Origin of the sequence: Citrobacter sp. wls714, from assembly GCF_005281025.1 — a bacterium.
Taxonomy (GTDB): domain Bacteria; phylum Pseudomonadota; class Gammaproteobacteria; order Enterobacterales; family Enterobacteriaceae; genus Citrobacter; species Citrobacter werkmanii.
The window spans coordinates 216,660-234,730 of the sequence record NZ_SZWZ01000075.1; the positions used below are offsets into that span (position 1 = coordinate 216,660).

General features: G+C 51.7%; 16 protein-coding genes. 13 read left to right on the plus strand and 3 right to left on the minus strand.

Annotated elements, in window-relative coordinates:
- Positions 1 to 19: 19 nt before the first annotated feature.
- Positions 20 to 646, minus strand: coding sequence for a multifunctional acyl-CoA thioesterase I/protease I/lysophospholipase L1 (gene tesA, locus FDX11_RS16845; protein ID WP_003021850.1), 627 nt, complete (start codon positions 644 to 646; stop codon positions 20 to 22).
- Between tesA and ybbA the strand changes: the two genes are divergently transcribed.
- The 6 genes from ybbA to FDX11_RS16875 all read left to right on the plus strand — a co-directional run bounded on the left by ybbA (position 614) and on the right by FDX11_RS16875 (position 7,839).
- Positions 614 to 1,300: a putative ABC transporter ATP-binding protein YbbA gene (gene ybbA / locus FDX11_RS16850; protein ID WP_038638411.1), complete on the plus strand. Its 687-nt coding sequence runs from the start codon at positions 614 to 616 to the stop codon at positions 1,298 to 1,300. The genes tesA and ybbA overlap by 33 nt on opposite strands.
- Positions 1,297 to 3,711 (plus strand): putative ABC transporter permease subunit YbbP, encoded by a 2,415-nt coding sequence (ybbP, locus tag FDX11_RS16855; protein WP_137398264.1) that lies wholly within the window; start codon positions 1,297 to 1,299, stop codon positions 3,709 to 3,711. Before ybbA ends, ybbP begins: the two co-directional genes overlap by 4 nt.
- A 185-nt stretch (positions 3,712 to 3,896) precedes the next feature.
- Positions 3,897 to 5,030 carry a porin gene (locus tag FDX11_RS16860; protein WP_042310002.1) on the plus strand — a complete coding sequence of 378 codons (1,134 nt, stop codon included), beginning with the start codon at positions 3,897 to 3,899 and terminating at the stop codon, positions 5,028 to 5,030.
- Between the two features lie 246 nt (positions 5,031 to 5,276).
- Positions 5,277 to 6,107 (plus strand): MetQ/NlpA family ABC transporter substrate-binding protein, encoded by an 831-nt coding sequence (locus FDX11_RS16865; RefSeq protein ID WP_038638419.1) that lies wholly within the window; start codon positions 5,277 to 5,279, stop codon positions 6,105 to 6,107.
- Positions 6,108 to 6,170: 63 nt separating this feature from the next.
- Positions 6,171 to 7,187, plus strand: a complete 1,017-nt coding sequence (gene sfbB / locus FDX11_RS16870) for a virulence-associated ABC transporter ATP-binding protein SfbB (RefSeq protein ID WP_042310001.1) — start codon at positions 6,171 to 6,173, stop codon at positions 7,185 to 7,187.
- Complete coding sequence (locus FDX11_RS16875; RefSeq protein WP_003831085.1) at positions 7,180 to 7,839, plus strand: methionine ABC transporter permease; 660 nt, start codon at positions 7,180 to 7,182, stop codon at positions 7,837 to 7,839. Before sfbB ends, FDX11_RS16875 begins: the two co-directional genes overlap by 8 nt.
- 3 nt (positions 7,840 to 7,842) lie before the next feature.
- On the opposite strand, the gene mnmH is transcribed toward FDX11_RS16875, so the two are convergent.
- Positions 7,843 to 8,934, minus strand: a complete 1,092-nt coding sequence (gene mnmH / locus FDX11_RS16880; RefSeq protein ID WP_042309999.1) for a tRNA 2-selenouridine(34) synthase MnmH — start codon at positions 8,932 to 8,934, stop codon at positions 7,843 to 7,845.
- Between the two features lie 69 nt (positions 8,935 to 9,003).
- Positions 9,004 to 9,930 carry an HTH-type transcriptional activator AllS gene (allS, locus tag FDX11_RS16885; RefSeq protein ID WP_042309997.1) on the minus strand — a complete coding sequence of 309 codons (927 nt, stop codon included), beginning with the start codon at positions 9,928 to 9,930 and terminating at the stop codon, positions 9,004 to 9,006.
- Positions 9,931 to 10,157: 227 nt separating this feature from the next.
- Between allS and allA the strand changes: the two genes are divergently transcribed.
- From allA to FDX11_RS16920, 7 genes are all read left to right on the plus strand, one after another.
- Complete coding sequence (gene allA, locus FDX11_RS16890; RefSeq protein WP_137398282.1) at positions 10,158 to 10,640, plus strand: ureidoglycolate lyase; 483 nt, start codon at positions 10,158 to 10,160, stop codon at positions 10,638 to 10,640.
- Between the two features lie 45 nt (positions 10,641 to 10,685).
- Positions 10,686 to 11,537 (plus strand): HTH-type transcriptional repressor AllR, encoded by an 852-nt coding sequence (gene allR / locus FDX11_RS16895; protein WP_042309993.1) that lies wholly within the window; start codon positions 10,686 to 10,688, stop codon positions 11,535 to 11,537.
- A gap of 84 nt (positions 11,538 to 11,621) precedes the next feature.
- Positions 11,622 to 13,403 (plus strand): glyoxylate carboligase, encoded by a 1,782-nt coding sequence (gene gcl, locus FDX11_RS16900; protein ID WP_061381588.1) that lies wholly within the window; start codon positions 11,622 to 11,624, stop codon positions 13,401 to 13,403.
- Between the two features lie 12 nt (positions 13,404 to 13,415).
- A complete protein-coding gene (hyi, locus tag FDX11_RS16905; protein WP_137398265.1) occupies positions 13,416 to 14,192 on the plus strand; it encodes a hydroxypyruvate isomerase in 777 nt (258 codons plus the stop codon).
- Positions 14,193 to 14,292: 100 nt separating this feature from the next.
- On the plus strand, positions 14,293 to 15,171 hold the full coding sequence (gene glxR, locus FDX11_RS16910; protein ID WP_079225148.1) for a 2-hydroxy-3-oxopropionate reductase: 879 nt from the start codon (positions 14,293 to 14,295) through the stop codon (positions 15,169 to 15,171).
- 67 nt (positions 15,172 to 15,238) lie between these two features.
- Positions 15,239 to 16,489 (plus strand): MFS transporter, encoded by a 1,251-nt coding sequence (locus FDX11_RS16915; protein WP_038638443.1) that lies wholly within the window; start codon positions 15,239 to 15,241, stop codon positions 16,487 to 16,489.
- Positions 16,490 to 16,587: 98 nt separating this feature from the next.
- A complete protein-coding gene (locus FDX11_RS16920) occupies positions 16,588 to 18,048 on the plus strand; it encodes a putative allantoin permease (protein ID WP_137398266.1) in 1,461 nt (486 codons plus the stop codon).
- The last annotated feature ends 23 nt before the right edge of the window (positions 18,049 to 18,071 follow it).

Genomic DNA, 18,071 nt, shown 5'->3' on the forward strand with positions numbered 1-18,071 from the left:
TGTCGGGATCTCCGTTGAATTACGAGTCGTGATTAACTAGAGGAGTGAGATGTTGCGCCATCCAGTCGGCAATAAACGGCTGGGCGTCACGATTAGGATGAATACCATCATCCTGCATCCACTGGGGTTTCAGATACACCTCTTCCATAAAAAAGGGCAGCAGAGGGATATCAAACTCTTTGGCGAGCTTTGGATAAATCGCGCTAAAGGTTTCATTATAACGGCGACCGTAGTTTGCCGGCAGACGAATTTGCATTAATAGCGGTTCGGCATTTGCCGCTTTCACGTCCTGCAAAATCGTGCGCAGGGTTTGTTCGGTTTGAGCAGGCGCAAAGCCGCGCAGGCCATCGTTGCCGCCAAGTTCGACCAGTACCCAACGCGGCTGGTGCTGCTTGAGTAATGCAGGCAGACGGGCCAGGCCCTGCTGCGAGGTGTCGCCGCTGATGCTGGCATTCACCACTGGCGTTTTGGTTTGCCATTTATCATTAAGTAGCGCAGGCCACGCGGCGCTGGCGGACATACGGTATCCGGCGCTCAGGCTGTCACCCAGAATTAATAACGTGTCCGCAGCGGCGGCGCGGAAAGTTAACAGGACCAGGAACAGGAAAGGCCAATGCCAGCGGAAAACATTGTTGAAGTTCATCATCTTAAGAAATCCGTCGGTCAGGGTGATCATGAGCTATCCATCCTTACCGGAGTTGAACTGGTTGTCAAACGCGCCGAGACCATTGCGCTGATTGGCGAGTCGGGATCGGGGAAATCCACGCTGCTGGCGATCCTCGCCGGGCTGGACGATGGTTCCAGCGGTGAAGTGAGTCTGGTGGGGCAAGCGCTACATACCATGGATGAAGAAGCCCGGGCACAGCTGCGGGCAAAACATGTGGGATTCGTTTTCCAGTCATTCATGTTAATCCCGACCCTGAACGCACTGGAAAACGTCGAACTGCCCGCGCTGTTGCGTGGTGAAAACAGCGGAAAAAGCCGCGACGGGGCAAAAACGCTGCTCGAGCAACTTGGGCTGGGAAAACGTCTGGATCATCTTCCGGCCCAGCTTTCCGGCGGGGAACAGCAGCGCGTGGCGCTGGCGCGGGCATTTAACGGGCGTCCGGATGTGCTGTTTGCCGATGAGCCGACAGGCAACCTCGATCGCCAGACCGGAGACAAAATAGCCGACCTGTTGTTTTCTCTGAACCGGGAACACGGCACCACCCTGATTCTGGTGACGCATGACCCGCAGTTGGCGGCGCGTTGCGACAGGCGCTTACGTCTGGTGAATGGACAGTTGCAGGAGGAGGCATGATTGCACGCTGGTTCTGGCGCGAATGGCGCTCGCCTTCACTACTGATTGTCTGGCTGGCGCTGAGCCTGGCGGTGGCCTGCGTTCTGGCGCTGGGGAATATCAGCGACCGTATGGAAAAAGGGTTGAGCCAGCAAAGCCGCGAGTTTATGGCGGGCGATCGGTCGTTGCAAAGTTCGCGTACCGTGCCGAAAGCGTGGATTGACGAGGCGCGGCAGCGGGGTTTGAAAGTCGGCGAGCAACTGACTTTTGCGACCATGACTTTTGCCCGTGATACACCGCAGCTGGCGAATGTCAAAGCGGTGGATGACGTGTATCCGATGTACGGCACGTTACAAACTAATCCACCGGGGTTGAAACCACAGCCGGGCATGGTGTTGCTGGCCCCGCGCCTGATGGCGCTGCTCAATCTAAAAATCGGTGATTCTATTGACGTCGGTGATGCCACGCTGCACATCGCCGGAGAGGTGGTGCAGGAGCCGGACTCCGGTTTTAATCCATTCCAGATAGCACCGCGCCTGATGATGAGCATGGCGGATGTCGAAAAAACGGCGGCGGTCCAGCCGGGAAGCCGCGTGACCTGGCGCTATAAATTTGGCGGAACGCCGCAGCAAGTGGACGCGTACGAAAAATGGCTGTTGCCGCAGCTAAAGCCTGAACAGCGCTGGTACGGGCTGGAGCAGGATGAAGGCGCGCTGGGGAAATCTCTGGAGCGTTCGCAACAGTTCCTGCTGCTGTCGGCGCTGTTAACGCTGCTGCTGGCGGTCGCTGCGGTTGCTGTGGCGATGAGCCATTATTGCCGCAGCCGTTACGATCTGGTGGCTATACTGAAAACCCTCGGCGCGGGCAGAGCGCAACTGCGTAGGTTGATTGTTGGTCAATGGCTGATGGTGCTGGCGCTGTCTGGTATTACCGGTGGGCTTTTTGGGCTGTTGTTTGAGCACGCACTGGTGGTGTTACTCAAGCCGGTCCTGCCCGGCGAGCTGCCGCCCGCCAGCCCCTGGCCGTGGCTGTGGGCCTTAGGCACTATGACGGTAATTTCGCTGTTGGTCGGGTTGCGTCCTTATCGGCTACTGCTGGCGACGCAGCCGCTACGTGTGTTACGCCGTGACGTGGTGGCAAACGTCTGGCCGCTGAAGTTTTATTTGCCGGTAGTATTGGTCGTTGTGGTCGTCCTCCTCGCTGGACTGATGGGGGGAAGCCTGCTGTTATGGGCCGTGCTGGCCGGGGCGGTGGTACTGGCGCTGGTGTGCGGCGTGCTCGGCTGGATGCTGCTCAACGTCCTGCGTGGTCTGACGCTCACCTCGCTGCCGTTGCGTTTGGCGGTCAGTCGACTGTTGCGCCAGCCGTGGTCAACGCTCAGCCAGCTGTCGGCATTTTCACTTTCCTTTATGCTGCTGGCGTTGCTGCTGGTGCTGCGTGGCGATCTGCTCGACCGTTGGCAGCAGCAAATGCCGCCAGAAAGTCCCAATTATTTCTTGATCAACATTGCCAGTGAGCAGGTTGTACCGCTGAAGTCATTTTTGTCGGAACATCAGGTGATCCCGGAATCGTTCTATCCGATTGTACGGGCGCGTCTGACAGCCATTAACGATAAGCCGACCGAAGGCAATCAGGATGAGGCGCTTAACCGTGAGCTTAATCTGACCTGGCAGGATACCCGCCCGGATCATAACCCGATAACCGCCGGAAGCTGGCCGCCAAAAGCGGGTGAAGTGTCGATGGAAGAAGGGCTGGCGAAGCGGCTAAACGTGAAGCTCGGCGATCGGGTGACCTTTATGGGCGATACCCAGGATTTCAGCGCCACGGTCAGCAGCCTGCGTAAAGTGGACTGGGAAAGCCTGCGGCCTAACTTCTTCTTTATTTTCCCTTCAGGGGCGCTGGACGATCAGCCCCAGAGCTGGTTAACCAGCTTTCGTTGGGAGAACGGCAACGGCATGTTGACGCAGCTTAACCGCGAATTCCCGACCATCAGCCTGCTGGATATTGGCGCCATCCTCAAACAGGTGGGCCAGGTGCTGGAGCAGGTAAGTAGAGCGCTGGAAGTGATGGTGGTGCTGGTTACCGCCTGCGGCATGTTGTTGCTGTTGGCGCAGGTTCAGGTGGGGATGCGTCAACGTCATCAGGAACTGGTGGTCTGGCGCACGCTGGGAGCAGGCAAGAAATTGCTGCGTACCACGCTGTGGTGCGAGTTCGCTATGCTCGGGATGGTCGCCGGGCTGGTGGCGGCCATCGGTGCGGAAACCGCGCTGGCGGTATTGCAAACCCGCGTATTTGACTTCCCGTGGGAGCCGGACTGGCGGCTGTGGGTTGTGTTGCCGCTTTGTGGGGCATTGCTCCTCTCTCTATGCGGCGGATGGCTCGGTTCACGTCTGCTAAAAGGTAAAGCGCTGTTCCGTCAGTTCAGTAGTTAATTCCTGTCAGTGATGATTACGCACCGGTTTTTAAATCGGTGCGTTTTTTTTCTATGTAGCACAAATTGATAACTCCTTGATATTTAACAGCACAGAACAATAAAAACCCGACAACACGAGTGTATTAATAAACGTTAATATTTGTATGCTGAATAATTGGCAGGCTATCTATCAAGGTACAAATAATGACTATAAAAAAAACGGCGCTGGCGGTATCGATCGGCGCAGCAGTGGCATTAACGACTTTCGCTTCCCAGGCGGAAATCACGGTCCTGAAACAAGATCCGCAGGCGGGCGATCCGCTCAGCCGTCTTAACTTCACCGTCGGCGGTAGTATTCGTCCGCAGTTCCAGAATATGGCCGGTGACGATGGTAAGAATGGCTACAAACGTAATGGTTTCGACGGCGGGACCCGTTTCCGCTTCGCCGCAGACTACTATCTGTTTGATGACATCAGTTGGGTGAGCTACTACGAGCTGGGCGTTAACTTCCCGGCCATGTTCAACTGGGATAATCACTACGCTGACGGCGCCAACGACACCACGCGTCGTATGCTGTACACCGGTCTGAAGAGCGCGACCTGGGGTACGCTGACCTTCGGTCAACAGAACAGCATTTACTATGACGTGGTCGGGGCGAAAACGGATATCTGGGACTACGATATGATCGGTCAGGCGCCAGGTAACGGTATCAATGGCGACTATGACGGTTCCTATCGTACACGTAAATCGCTGAAGTATAAGAAAACGGTGGGTGATGTTGATCTCTATGCATCTTATTTGTTCAGCGATGATTACAACCCGAACAACGGCCTGCGCTACAAGCGTAAAGGCGGCGGCTCGTTGGGTGTGGATTATCACATCACTGATGACCTGACCTGGGGCACCGCGTGGAACTATACCCGTGCGGAAATGCGCGGCGACGGCAACAAAACCTACGATCAAAACATCGTCGGTACCGCACTGAGCTGGAAACCGGATAACTGGACCTTCTCAATGGGCGGCGGCTGGTATCAAAACTTCATGACCACCAAAAAAGTTTCGGTTAATGACTACTTTGCCGGTGATGCGTGGGGTCTGGAATACTTCGCAGGTTACACCTTCCCGGTTGGTCAGTATGCGCTGAAATCTGTTCAGCCTTACTTTATGGGAGATCGCATCGAGTACGTGAATGGTCGTAACTATCTGCGTACCGACAACGGTGTGGGTATCAGCTTCCAGCTGGATTACGGTTTCCGTGTGGATTACGAACACGTCTTTACCTCCAGCACCGACAACCTGGGCGATATGAACCTGGTGCGTCTGCGTTACGACTTCTAAGTCAATTTCCCTTCCAAAGCCGGGTAACCAGGGCGTTATCCGGTTTTTTTACTCTCCCTTGCCGAAAAACGCATAAGCACCTTCCTTGCACATTCAACGACATACTTCGCAACATCATGAAATAATTTCAAGGACAGCGGGTTGTGATCTGTGTCATGTTAGAAATCTGCCTGTTATCAGGCCAACGAGAACAACGCCGCATGAACGGCGTGAGACATGACACCACAACGTTAAAATGGAGAAAATATGGGATTGCGTCAGAGTTTACGCGTTGCGACCGGGGCGCTGTTACTGGCCTGCGGTTTACAATTTGCTCATGCGAACAGTGACCCGCATACCATCGTGTTTGGCGTCGCGCCTGGGCCGTACGGCGATATGGTGAAACAGGCCATTGCCCCTACGCTGAAAGAGAAAGGTTACAAGGTGGTGGTGCGCGAATTCAGCGACTACGTGCAGCCGAATATGGCGCTTTCCAACGGCAGCATTGATGCCAACCTGTTCCAGCACTCGCTCTATTTTGACAAATTCACCGCCGATAAAGGGCTAAAGCTGAGCAAGCTGATTGTGGTCCCGACGGCCGGGATGGGGTTTTACTCGCACAAAATCAAAAGCCTGGATGAGTTGAAAAAAGGGGATGTGATCACGCTGTCCAACGATCCGACCAACCTGGCCCGCGGTCTGCGTTTCCTGCAATCCATTGGCCTTATCACCATCAAAGACAATATCGATCCTACGAAAGCCTCCGAGCGCGATATCGCCAGCAACCCGAAAGGGCTGGTGTTTAAACCCCTGGAAGCAGCACAACTACCGCGCACTTTGGACGGTGTGACCGGCGCGCTGGTCAACGGTAACTTTGCCGTGGCGGCAAAACTGGATCTTTCCAGCGCCATCAAGCAAGAGCATCTGGACGAAAATCTGAAAAATATCATTGCGGTACGCAGTGAAGATGCGGATAAACCGTTCGCGAAAGATATTGTTGAAGCGGTGAAGTCCCCGGCGTATCGCGCGGTGATCGACGATCCGCAAAACATCTACAGCGCCTTCCAGAAACCGGAATGGATGTCGGCAGCCCAATAATCGCTGCATGCAAGGGTTAACAGGGGCAGCGGCGACTGCCCTTTTCGCATTTCTGAGGTGGATATGATTGAGATAGAAAAGGTTTGCGTGGATTTTACCGCAGGCCGTGGACCCTCAACCCGGGCGGTTGATGATGTCAGCTTGCACATTGGCGCGGGCGAGATATTTGGTATTGTCGGAACCAGCGGCGCGGGGAAAAGTACGCTACTGCGCACCTTGAACGCCTTAACCCGTCCGAGCCAGGGAAGCGTGAAGGTGAACGGCGTAGAAATTTCTGCGCTGGAAGGCACTCAGTTACGTAAAGCGCGCCAGCGTATTGGCATGATTTTCCAGCACTTTAATCTGATGCATACCCGCACCGTGGCGCAAAACGTCGCCTTTAGTCTGAAAGCTGCCGGATGGGAACGCAGCAAGATTGCTCCACGCGTCAAGGAGATTCTGGCGCTGGTCGGACTGTCTGATAAGGCGAACCGTTTTCCGGTTCAGCTCAGCGGTGGTCAGAAGCAGCGCGTGGGCATTGCCCGTGCGATTGCCAATCATCCGGATGTGTTGCTGTGTGATGAACCCACTTCCGCGTTAGATCTCGAAACCTCGGCCACGATTCTGGCGTTGCTTAAGCAGATCAATCAACAGTTGGGGATCACGATCGTGCTGATCACTCACGAGATGAACGTGATCAAATCGATTTGCGATCGCGTGGCGGTGATGTCAGGCGGCAAGGTGGTGGAGTCCGGTGAGGTGTTTGACGTTTTTGCTCACCCGCAGCACGCCTTTACTCAACAACTGGTGTCGCATACCCTCAATCTGACGCTACCTGAACGTCTGCGCCAGCATCTGCCCGGCCAGTTGCTGAAAATTCTTTTTATCGGCGATTCGGCGGAACAGCCTGTGCTGTCAGAAGTTGCGGTTAAGTTTGGCGTGGCGGTGAACATTCTGCACGGCAAAATTGAATATATCGGCGAACGCGCGCTGGGGATTCTGGTGGTGCAACTGACCGCGCCGCATAACCCTTCTGCGGTGGATATCGCCGTGGAACATATTCGTCAACGTACTGCTCAAGTGGAGGTGATTCGTGGATGATTTATTGCCTGATTTGACGCTGGCGTTTAATGAAACCTTCCAGATGTTGAGCATCTCAACGGTGCTGGCGATTATTGGCGGTTTGCCGCTCGGTTTTCTTATTTTCGTCACCGACCGGCATTTATTCTGGCAGAACCGTTTTGTGTATCTGCTCAGCTCCGTGCTGGTGAATATTATCCGCTCGGTACCGTTTGTGATCCTGCTGGTGCTGCTGCTACCGCTCACCCAGTTTTTGCTCGGGAACACCATCGGGCCGATTGCGGCATCGGTCCCGCTCTCGGTGGCGGCGATCGCTTTTTATGCCCGGCTGGTGGATAGCGCGCTACGTGAAGTGGATAAAGGCATTATTGAGGCGGCGGAAGCTTTTGGCGCCAGCCCGATGCGCATCATTTGCACCGTTCTGTTACCTGAGGCGAGCGCGGGACTGCTGCGTGGGCTGACGATCACGCTGGTGAGCCTGATCGGTTACTCCGCGATGGCCGGGATTGTCGGCGGCGGTGGGGTAGGTGACCTGGCGATTCGCTTTGGTTATTACCGCTATGAAACCCAGGTCATGATCGTCACCGTTGTCGCGCTGATTATTCTGGTGCAGGTCGTCCAGGTGCTGGGCGACTGGCTGGCAAAACGCGCGGATAAGCGCGACAGACATTGATCACTACGCGTTAAGCCATCCGGCAACGTCGTGCCATGTGCCGCGAAAGACGATTTTCGCGGCTTTCTTTTCCAGTTGATAGCGATACATCGGATCATAATACTCGTTGAGTAACGGCACCAGCCAGCCCATGTGAGCGTCGGTACTGCCCGTCGACTGCTGTTCGCGCAGAGCCACGTCAAGCAGGGCGGTCAGCTCGGCAAAACGCTGTAATCCCAGACGACGGCGAATAGCGAACAGGCCGTGGTGCAGATACTCACTGTATTCCTCCCAGCCCTGGCTCTCACCATAAGCCTGGGTAAAATCGTGGTGCATGCGCACGAAATACTCCTCGCGCAGGCGCTCCAGACGAAGCTCAAAAGGATCGTCCACCACCGCAATGGATGCCTCGGTCATGCGCTCGCGCAGGCATTCGGGCAGATGGTTAGCGCCGATCATGCGGCCTTCATCTTCCAGTACCCACTGGCGCAAATCCTGTCGGCTGTCCGTTTTGAGCATTTCGACCGCCAGCAGGTTTTCAAAACTCGCCTGGCTTAGCTGCGGTTCCACGGTACGTCCAAACGAGGAACCACGATGGTGCGCCAGTCCTTCGAGATCCACACCGTTCGGCTGCTGTTGTACCAATTGCGTTTTACCGTTCCCGGTACAGCCGCCAATTAAGACGATCGGTTTTTGCACCAATTCTTCCGTTATCCGTATGACCGCCTGGCGCAGAGCCTTATAACCGCCCTGTATCAGCGGATAGTCAACGCCGGACTCGTGCAGCCATTGCTGCACAATATGTGAACGCTGACCGCCTCGCGCGCAGCATAAATATCCTTTTGGGTGTTGACGACAGGCATCCTGCCAGGCGTTCATGCGCTGTTGGCGGGTTTCACCCGAGACCAGTTGATGGCCCAATTCGAGCGCAGCCTCAGGCCCCTGACGTTTATAACAGGTACCGACTGCGGCGCGTTCGTCATCGTTCATTAAGGGGAGATTGACCGCGCCCGGCATCGCGCCTTGTTGAAATTCGACGGGGGCGCGTACATCGATAATAGGCGTACCGGCGAGCAGAATCGCGCGATAGTCCTGTGCTGTTTGTGTGTCTTGCATAGTAAAAAACGAAACCTCAAATCATCTTGCGTATCATTTTACGCGCCAAAGAGCAGGATGACTTGATTTTCAATCGCGTGCATTGTTGAAAATTGCTAAAAATCCGGCGATTTCTGGTTTTCGTTGCGTAAATAACGTCACAATATCTTCCACAGCCTTACCTGCGCCAAACTTATGCCAGGCGAGACTTAAGGGCGAAGGGGGGCGCATGGTAGGAATAATGCTACTGACCAGTTGCCCGTTATCAAGCAATGGCTGGCACAGCGGTTGCGGAACAAAGCCGATACCCACCCCAGCAAGATGCGCCGCAATCTTGGTTTCCATGTCCGGGACAATAATCTCTTTTTGACCGGGAAGCCGCCACGCGACCCGTTTGGTCAGGGTGCGCGCACTGTCTTCAATGTTGATCGCCGGAAAACGGCGCAACTGCGCTTCCGTTAATGGACCACTGACGCCTGCCAATGGATGATTCGCCGACATAACAAACCGCCACTGAACAGACCCCAAAGGATCGAGGGTAAAGGTGTTGGCCATTGGTTCAGTACCCGTGACGCCGATGGCCAAAGAGAATCCTTCATATAGCAGTGAATCCCAGACGCCCATATAGATTTGCCGGGAAAAGTGAAACTGAGTAAAGGGATAGCGGGCGTTAAGCCAGGATAACAGGCGAGCGACGGCTTGCGGGCTATACAGCAGGTTGTTGACCACGATATTCACCTGCCGCTCTACGCCGTCGTTCACTTGCTGTAATTCGCTGGGCATGCTGTCCAGCCAGGCGAGCCAGTCTTTTGCCTGAGAAAGAAGATGCGAGCCCGCGGCGGTTAACGTAACGCTGCGGGTGGTGCGAAAGAACAGAGCAACCCCGGTATTTTCTTCCAGAAGCTTAATGCGATAGCTGATGGTGGCCGTGGTTTTACACAAGCGATCCGCCGCCCTGGAGAAGCTCCCTGTTTCGGCTACGCCAATAAAAGTACGCAGTGTTTCTGGATCAAACATCGTCAGCTACTCCCTGAATGCTCTTCCGCAAGCCTGATTTCTTGTTCTCTGATTTATAAGTATTTTTACATAATGGCCTTGTTTAAATTGTGGTCTAAATCGAATTTTGGAAAAATATTCCAACTTTTGTGTTGATGTTAAATCCCGAAGGTTTTAGATTGCATGATATTGAAGCCGCTAAGAGTTCTGGCTGCGGTTCAGAGGAATTCAGTTACAAGGAAAAGATGATGAAACTTGAGGTATTACCGTTAAATCAGCACACGTTCAGCGCCTATGGCGATGTCATAGAAACCCATAAACGTGATTTTTTTCATATCAATGATGGGGTGGTTGAACGTTATCACGATCTGGCTAATGTGGAGATCCTTGAGCAGGACCGTACGCTCATCAGCATTAACCGCGCGCAACCGGCAACGATGCCTATTATTGTGCATGAACTGGAGCGCCACCCGCTGGGCACCCAGGCATTTATGCCCATGAAGGGCGAAGCGTTTGTGGTGATTGTCGCGCTTGGTGAGGACAAACCCGATCTTTCCACCTTAAAAGCCTTTATCACCAATGGTCAACAGGGTGTGAATTACCACCGAAACGTCTGGCATCATCCGCTGTTTGCCTGGCAAACCGTGACCGATTTTCTGACGGTCGATCGTGGTGGTAGCGATAATTGCGATGTTGAACGTATCCCGGCACATGAACTCTGTTTTGCGTGACGCTATTGGCCTTCTTGCTTAATATGAGCATATTGTTCATTGTTTATGCTCATATTTTGGGCCGGAGTAAATGTAGTGGAGACGGAAGTAAGACGGCGCGGCAGGCCTGGACAGACGGAGCCGGTTGCGCAGAAAGGCGCTCAGGCGCTCGAAAGAGGCATTGCGATTTTGCAGTATCTCGAAAGAAGTGGGGGGAGTTCGTCAGTCAGCGATATTTCCGGCAGTCTGGATTTACCGCTCTCCACGACTTTTCGCCTGCTAAAGGTTTTACAGGGTGCTGATTTTGTCTATCAGGACAGTCAGTTAGGTTGGTGGCACATCGGTTTAGGCGTCTTCAATGTGGGCTCCGCGTATATTCATAATCGCGACGTCCTGTCGGTAGCCGGACCGTTTATGCACCGATTAATGCTGCTGTCAGGCGAAACGGTGAATGTCGCGATTCGTAATGGCACTGAAGCGGTGCTGATTGGCCAGAAGGAGTGCAAATCGATGGTCAGGATGTGTGCACCTTTGGGCAGCCGTATGCCGTTGCATGCTTCCGGCGCGGGGAAAGCACTGCTTTATCCGCTGATGGAAGAAGAGTTAATGGACATTGTCGTGAAAACGGGTTTGCAGCAGTTTACGCCGAATACGTTGGTGGATTTTCCTACTCTGCTGCGTAATCTGGAACAGGCGCGCGAGAATGGCTATATCGTTGATCACGAAGAACATGTTGTTGGATTGAATTGCATCGCTTCGGCTATCTATGACGATGCAGGCAGTGTAGTGGCTGCCATCTCTATTTCGGGGCCCGCATCCAGACTGACGGAAGATCGTTTTATTAGTCAGGGGGAGCTGGTACGGGATACAGCACGAGATATCAGTACGGCGCTTGGGTTAAAAGCACCCGTAGCTTAAGTCGCAACCCGCTCAGAGGAGCGGGACTTTTTTGGATTTTTTTAAAGTTGGAAAAATTTTCCAATAAATAGAGGTAGAAAGAAAATGGCAAAAATGAGAGCCGTTGACGCGGCAATGTATGTGCTGGAAAAAGAAGGTATCACCACCGCATTTGGCGTGCCTGGAGCGGCAATCAACCCGTTCTATTCCGCAATGCGTAATCACGGCGGCATCCGTCACATTCTGGCTCGCCACGTTGAAGGCGCCTCCCATATGGCGGAAGGTTATACGCGTGCCGCAGCAGGCAACATTGGCGTCTGCCTTGGCACTTCTGGCCCGGCAGGAACTGACATGATCACTGCACTGTATTCCGCCTCTGCCGACTCTATTCCTATTTTATGTATCACTGGTCAGGCGCCTCGTGCCCGCCTGCATAAGGAAGATTTTCAGGCTGTCGATATTGAATCTATCGCTAAACCAGTCAGCAAAATGGCGGTAACGGTACGTGAAGCGGCACTGCTGCCTCGGGTTTTACAGCAGGCATTCCATGTCATGCGCTCAGGTCGCCCTGGCCCGGTGCTGATCGATTTGCCTTTTGATGTCCAGGTTGAAGAAATCGAATTCGATCCCGACATGTATGAGCCTTTGCCAGTATACAAACCTGCCGCCAGCCGCAAGCAAATTGAGAGAGCGCTGGAAATGCTGATCCAGGCGGAACGTCCGGTCATCGTCGCAGGGGGCGGGGTGATTAATGCTGATGCTTCCGCACTGCTGCAACGTTTTGCGGAGCTGACCCATGTACCGGTTATCCCCACGTTGATGGGCTGGGGATGTATCCCTGACGATCATGAGTTAATGGCCGGCATGGTAGGGCTACAAACCGCACACCGCTACGGAAATGCCACGCTGCTTGCTTCTGATATGGTGTTCGGTATTGGTAACCGTTTTGCTAACCGTCACACTGGCTCCGTCTCGAAGTACACTGAAGGGCGAAAAATCATTCATATCGACATTGAACCGACGCAAATTGGCCGTGTTCTGTGCCCGGATTTAGGTATTGTTTCTGATGCCAAAGCCGCGCTGACCTTGTTGATTGACGTCGCTCAGGAAATGCAGAAAGCCGGACGTTTACCTTGCCGGAATACCTGGGTTGCTGAATGCCAACAGCGTAAGCGGACGTTACTGCGTAAAACCCACTTCGACAATGTCCCGGTGAAACCGCAGCGTGTCTACGAAGAGATGAATAAAGCCTTTGGTCGCGACGTTTGCTACGTCACCACCATCGGATTATCACAAATTGCCGCTGCGCAAATGCTGCATGTGTTCAAAGAGCGTCACTGGATCAACTGCGGTCAGGCTGGCCCTCTCGGCTGGACGCTGCCTGCTGCATTAGGGGTTTGTGTTGCCGATCCAACACGCAACGTCGTCGGGATTTCGGGGGATTTTGACTTCCAGTTCCTGATTGAAGAACTGGCGGTGGGCGCGCAATTCAACATTCCTTACATCCATGTGCTGGTCAACAACGCCTATCTGGGCCTGATTCGTCAATCGCAGCGTGCTTTTGATATGGATTACTGCGTCCAACTGGCGTTTGAAAATATCAACTCCAGCGAAGTAAACGGCTATGGCGTCGATCACGTCAAAGTGGCAGAAGGATTAGGTTGTAAGGCCATTCGCGTCTTCAAACCTGAAGATCTCGCTCCGGCGTTTGAACAAGCCAAAGTCCTGATGGCGCAGTATCGTGTTCCGGTTGTTGTCGAAGTGATCCTTGAGCGAGTGACCAATATCTCGATGGGTAGCGAACTGGATAACGTGACCGAGTTTGAAGAGGTTGCAGACGGTGCAGTTGATGCGCCAACCGAAACCTGTTTTATGAAATATGAATAGAGGAGGTGACAGATGTTACGGTTCTCAGCCAATCTTTCCATGCTGTTTCTGGAATACAGTTTTCTTGAGCGTTTCGACAAAGCGGCGCAAGCGGGGTTTCGTGGCGTAGAGTTTATGTTTCCCTACGATTACGACATTGACGTATTAAAGGAAAAACTGCTGACCAACAAGCTGGAGCATACGTTGCATAATCTCCCCGCCGGAGATTGGGCGTCGGGTGAACGCGGTATCGCCTGTATTCCGGGTCGCGAAGAAGAATTTCGTGATGGTGTAGCGGCGGCTATTCGCTATGCAAAGGGGCTAGGTAATAGAAAAATCAATTGCCTGGTAGGTAAAACACCGGCGGGTTTTTCGGCTGAACAGATCCAGCAAACGCTGGTGGAAAATCTCCGCTATGCGGCCAACATGTTAGCGAAAGATGATATTTTATTGCTGATTGAGCCGATCAACCATTTTGATATTCCTGGTTTCTATCTCACCGGTACGCATCAGGCGTTAGCGTTAATTGATAGCGTCGGATGCAATAATATCAAAATTCAGTATGACATTTATCATATGCAGCGCATGGAAGGGGAGTTAACCCAAACCATGACTACGTGGGCAAATAAAATAGGTCATTTGCAAATTGCAGATAACCCTCGTCGCGGAGAGCCAGGGACCGGGGAAATCAATTATGACTTTATTTTTAAGTTTATTGATAAATCAGGTTATGACGGGTGGGTAGGTTGCGAATATAAGCCACTGACGACCACCGAAGCGGGATTATCGTGGATTGATCAGTATCGATAATTTGTAAGTAATTTCAGGCAACACTATTTTTTCCACTCTGTTGGAAGGAGATCGTTTTGCCTGAATTCAGGAATACCGACAGATATAAAAGAGGTTGCAAATGAAACTGGGATTTATTGGCCTGGGTATTATGGGATCGCCAATGGCGATTAATTTGGCTCGCGCTGGACATCAATTACATGTCACGACCATTGGACCTGTGGCTGAAGAGTTGCTGTCACTGGGGGCGGTTAATGTTGAAACTGCGCGTCAGGTAACTGATTTCGCAGATATTATCTTCATCATGGTGCCGGATACGCCGCAGGTTGAAGAAGTGCTTTTTGGTGAACACGGATGCGCTAAAACCGCATTGCAGGGAAAAACCATTGTCGATATGAGTTCTATTTCTCCAATAGAAACTAAGCGTTTTGCTCAGCAGGTTAATGAACTCGGCGGGGATTACCTGGATGCGCCCGTGTCCGGTGGGGAAATTGGCGCTCGCGAAGGGACGCTGTCCATTATGGTTGGCGGTGAACCTGATGTATTTGAAAGGGTTAAACCGCTCTTTGATATTCTGGGAAAAAATATCACCCTGGTGGGCGGAAATGGTGATGGCCAAACCTGTAAAGTAGCTAACCAAATTATCGTTGCCTTAAATATTGAAGCCGTTTCTGAAGCGCTGGTATTTGCCTCTAAAGCGGGCGCGGATCCGGTTCGCGTGCGTCAGGCATTAATGGGCGGATTTGCCTCATCTCGTATTCTGGAAGTACATGGTGAGCGCATGATTAAACGCACTTTTGATCCCGGTTTCAAAATTGCATTGCATCAAAAAGATCTCAACCTTGCATTACAAAGTGCCAAGGCGCTCTCTTTGAATTTGCCTAATACGGCAACCTGTCAGGAGTTATTTAATACCTGTGCCGCAAATGGTGGAAGCCAGTTGGATCACTCGGCAATGGTTCAGGCTCTGGAATTAATGGCTAATCATAAATTGTCATGATCGTTGGTATCGCTGCAATCCTGCAGCGATACATTCTAATCAGACACACTTTGGAAAGGTGCATGTCATGAGTGAAAAAAATACATCCGGTATTGAATACTGGAAGAAGATCGTCGTCGTAATGAGTCTGGGTTGGGTAGCGATATGGATTTATCGCACCGTATTAACCCCTATTTATCCTGAGATTCAGGCTTCCCTGGGCAATGTCAGCAATGCTGAAATTGGCGCCATCGCCAGTTTCTATTTTTTCGCCTATTGCAGCATGCAAATTCCCTGCGGAATTTTGGTCGATAAGCTTGGCCAGAAAATTATGCTGATGTGTGGGTTTACGCTCTTTATTATTGGTACGCTCAGTATCGCAAAAGCCACTGGACTGGTGATGATCTATGCCGGTTCGCTGATGGCAGGAGCGGGCTGCGCCTCTTTCTTTAGTTCAGCGTATTCCCTCTCTTCGGCAAATGTCCCACAGGCTCGCCGGGCACTGGCAAACGCCATCATTAATAGCGGCTCTGCGATTGGGATGGGGATCGGTTTGATCGGCTCCAGCGTGTTGGTTAAAAGTATGAGCATGGCCTGGCAAAACGTGTTGTTCCTGGTTGCGGCTGTGTTGGTGGTGATGTTGTGCGTATTTACTTTGGTTATCCGCGGTAAGGCAAAAAGCGAAACGGCGGTGTCAGAGCAAAAAACGCAGACGGCAACGATGACAGAAGAGAAAAGTCCGCCGTTGTTTTCGGGTCTGTTATGCAGCGTCTACTTCCTCTATTTTTGTACCTGTTATGGCTATTACCTGATTGTGACCTGGCTTCCGTCTTATCTGCAGACTGAAAGGGGATTTGATGGTGGCGCGATTGGGGTTGCCTCGGCTTTGGTCGCCGTGGTGGGGGTTCCCGGTGCGTTGTTCTTCAGCCATCTGTCCGATAAATTCCGTAACAGTAAAGTCAAAGTCATTCTTGGGCTGGAAATTATGGCCGCCGCAATGCTGGTGTTTACGGTGTTATCGCCGAATACCACGATGTTGATGGTCAGCCTGACCCTGTATGGTTTACTGGGAAAAATGGCGGTGGACCCCATCCTGATCTCCTTCGTGTCAGAGCAGGCGTCGGCGAAAACGCTGGGCAGAGCATTTAGCCTGTTTAACTTCTTTGGTATGAGTTCAGCCGTTATTGCGCCAACGTTAACCGGATTTATTTCCGATTTGACTGGCTCAAAAGAGATAAGCTTTGTCATCTCTGCTTGTCTGGTTGTTACCGGAACGCTTATTTTTGCCGGCGTGACGTTATATAAAAAGAAAGCAACGCCAGTTACTGCTTCAGCATAAAAATATAATTAAAACTATTTGCATTACTTTATATATTGTTTTTGTTCCGCATAGCTAAACCCATTACAACGTTATCCGATACGTGACAAGAGGGATTTATGGAACATCAAAGAGATCTATACCAACAACGTGGTTATAGTGACGACTTATTACCAAAAACGGCAGCACAACGAAACTGGAAAACATTTAACTATTTTACTTTATGGATGGGGTCAGTACATAACGTACCTAATTACGTTATGGTTGGCGGTTTTTTCATTCTCGGGCTGTCCACATTCAGTATTATGTTGGCTATTATTATTAGTGCATTGTTTATTGCATTAGTCATGGTTATGAACGGCGCCGCCGGAAGTAAATACGGTGTACCTTTTGCAATGATTCTGCGTGGCTCGTATGGCGTACGTGGCGCGCTTTTCCCGGGATTATTAAGAGGCGGGATTGCTGCAATTATGTGGTTCGGTCTGCAATGTTATGCCGGATCGCTGGCTTTTCTTATTCTGATTGGCAAGATATGGCCTGGTTTTTTAACGCTGGGCGGTGACTTTACATTACTGGGGTTGTCCCTGCCGGGGTTAATCACATTTATTATCTTTTGGCTGATTAACGTCGGTATCGGTTTTGGCGGCGGTAAAGTATTAAATAAATTTACTGCGATCCTGAATCCTTGCATTTATATCGTTTTTGGCGGAATGGCTATCTGGGCTATATCCCTGGTAGGGATTGGCTCCATTATGGACTACATTCCGGGCGGTGTGCAAAAAGCGGGAAACAGCGGATTCCTGTTCCTGGTAGTGATTAACGCCGTGGTTGCCGTATGGGCTGCTCCGGCGGTGAGCGCATCGGACTTTACGCAAAATGCCCACTCATTTCGTGAACAGGCGTTAGGCCAGACGCTGGGTCTTATTGTCGCGTACGTGTTATTTGCGATTGCCAGCGTGTGTATTATTGCCGGTGCCAGTATTCATTATGGAACGGATACCTGGAATGTGCTGGATATCGTACAGCGTTGGGACAGTCTGTTTGCCTCCTTCTTCGCGGTTTTAGTTATTCTGATGACCACAATCTCAACAAACGCTACGGGTAATATAATCCCGGCTGGTTATCAGATTGCCGCAATTGCGCCAACAAAACTAACATATAAAAATGGTGTATTGATTGCCAGTATTATTAGTTTACTGATTTGTCCATGGAAACTCATGGAAAATCAGAGCAGTATTTATCTGTTTCTGGATATCATTGGCGGTATGCTCGGCCCTGTTATCGGTGTTATGTTAGCGCATTATTTTGTCGTTATGCGTGGCAAGATTAATCTTGATGAATTATATACCGCCAGCGGTGATTACCAATATTATGATAATGGATTTAACCTGACTGCATTCTCCGTAACGTTAGTGGCGGTAATTCTTTCACTGGGTGGAAAGTTTATTCCATTCCTCGAGCCATTATCGCGAGTGTCGTGGTTTGTTGGGGTTATTGTCGCATTTGTGGCATATGCCTTACTGAAAAAAAGAACGGTTGGACAACCTGGCGCGGTACAAAAAGCGACAAGCCAGTTGTAACGAAATCAGTAAAAGTAAGTTTA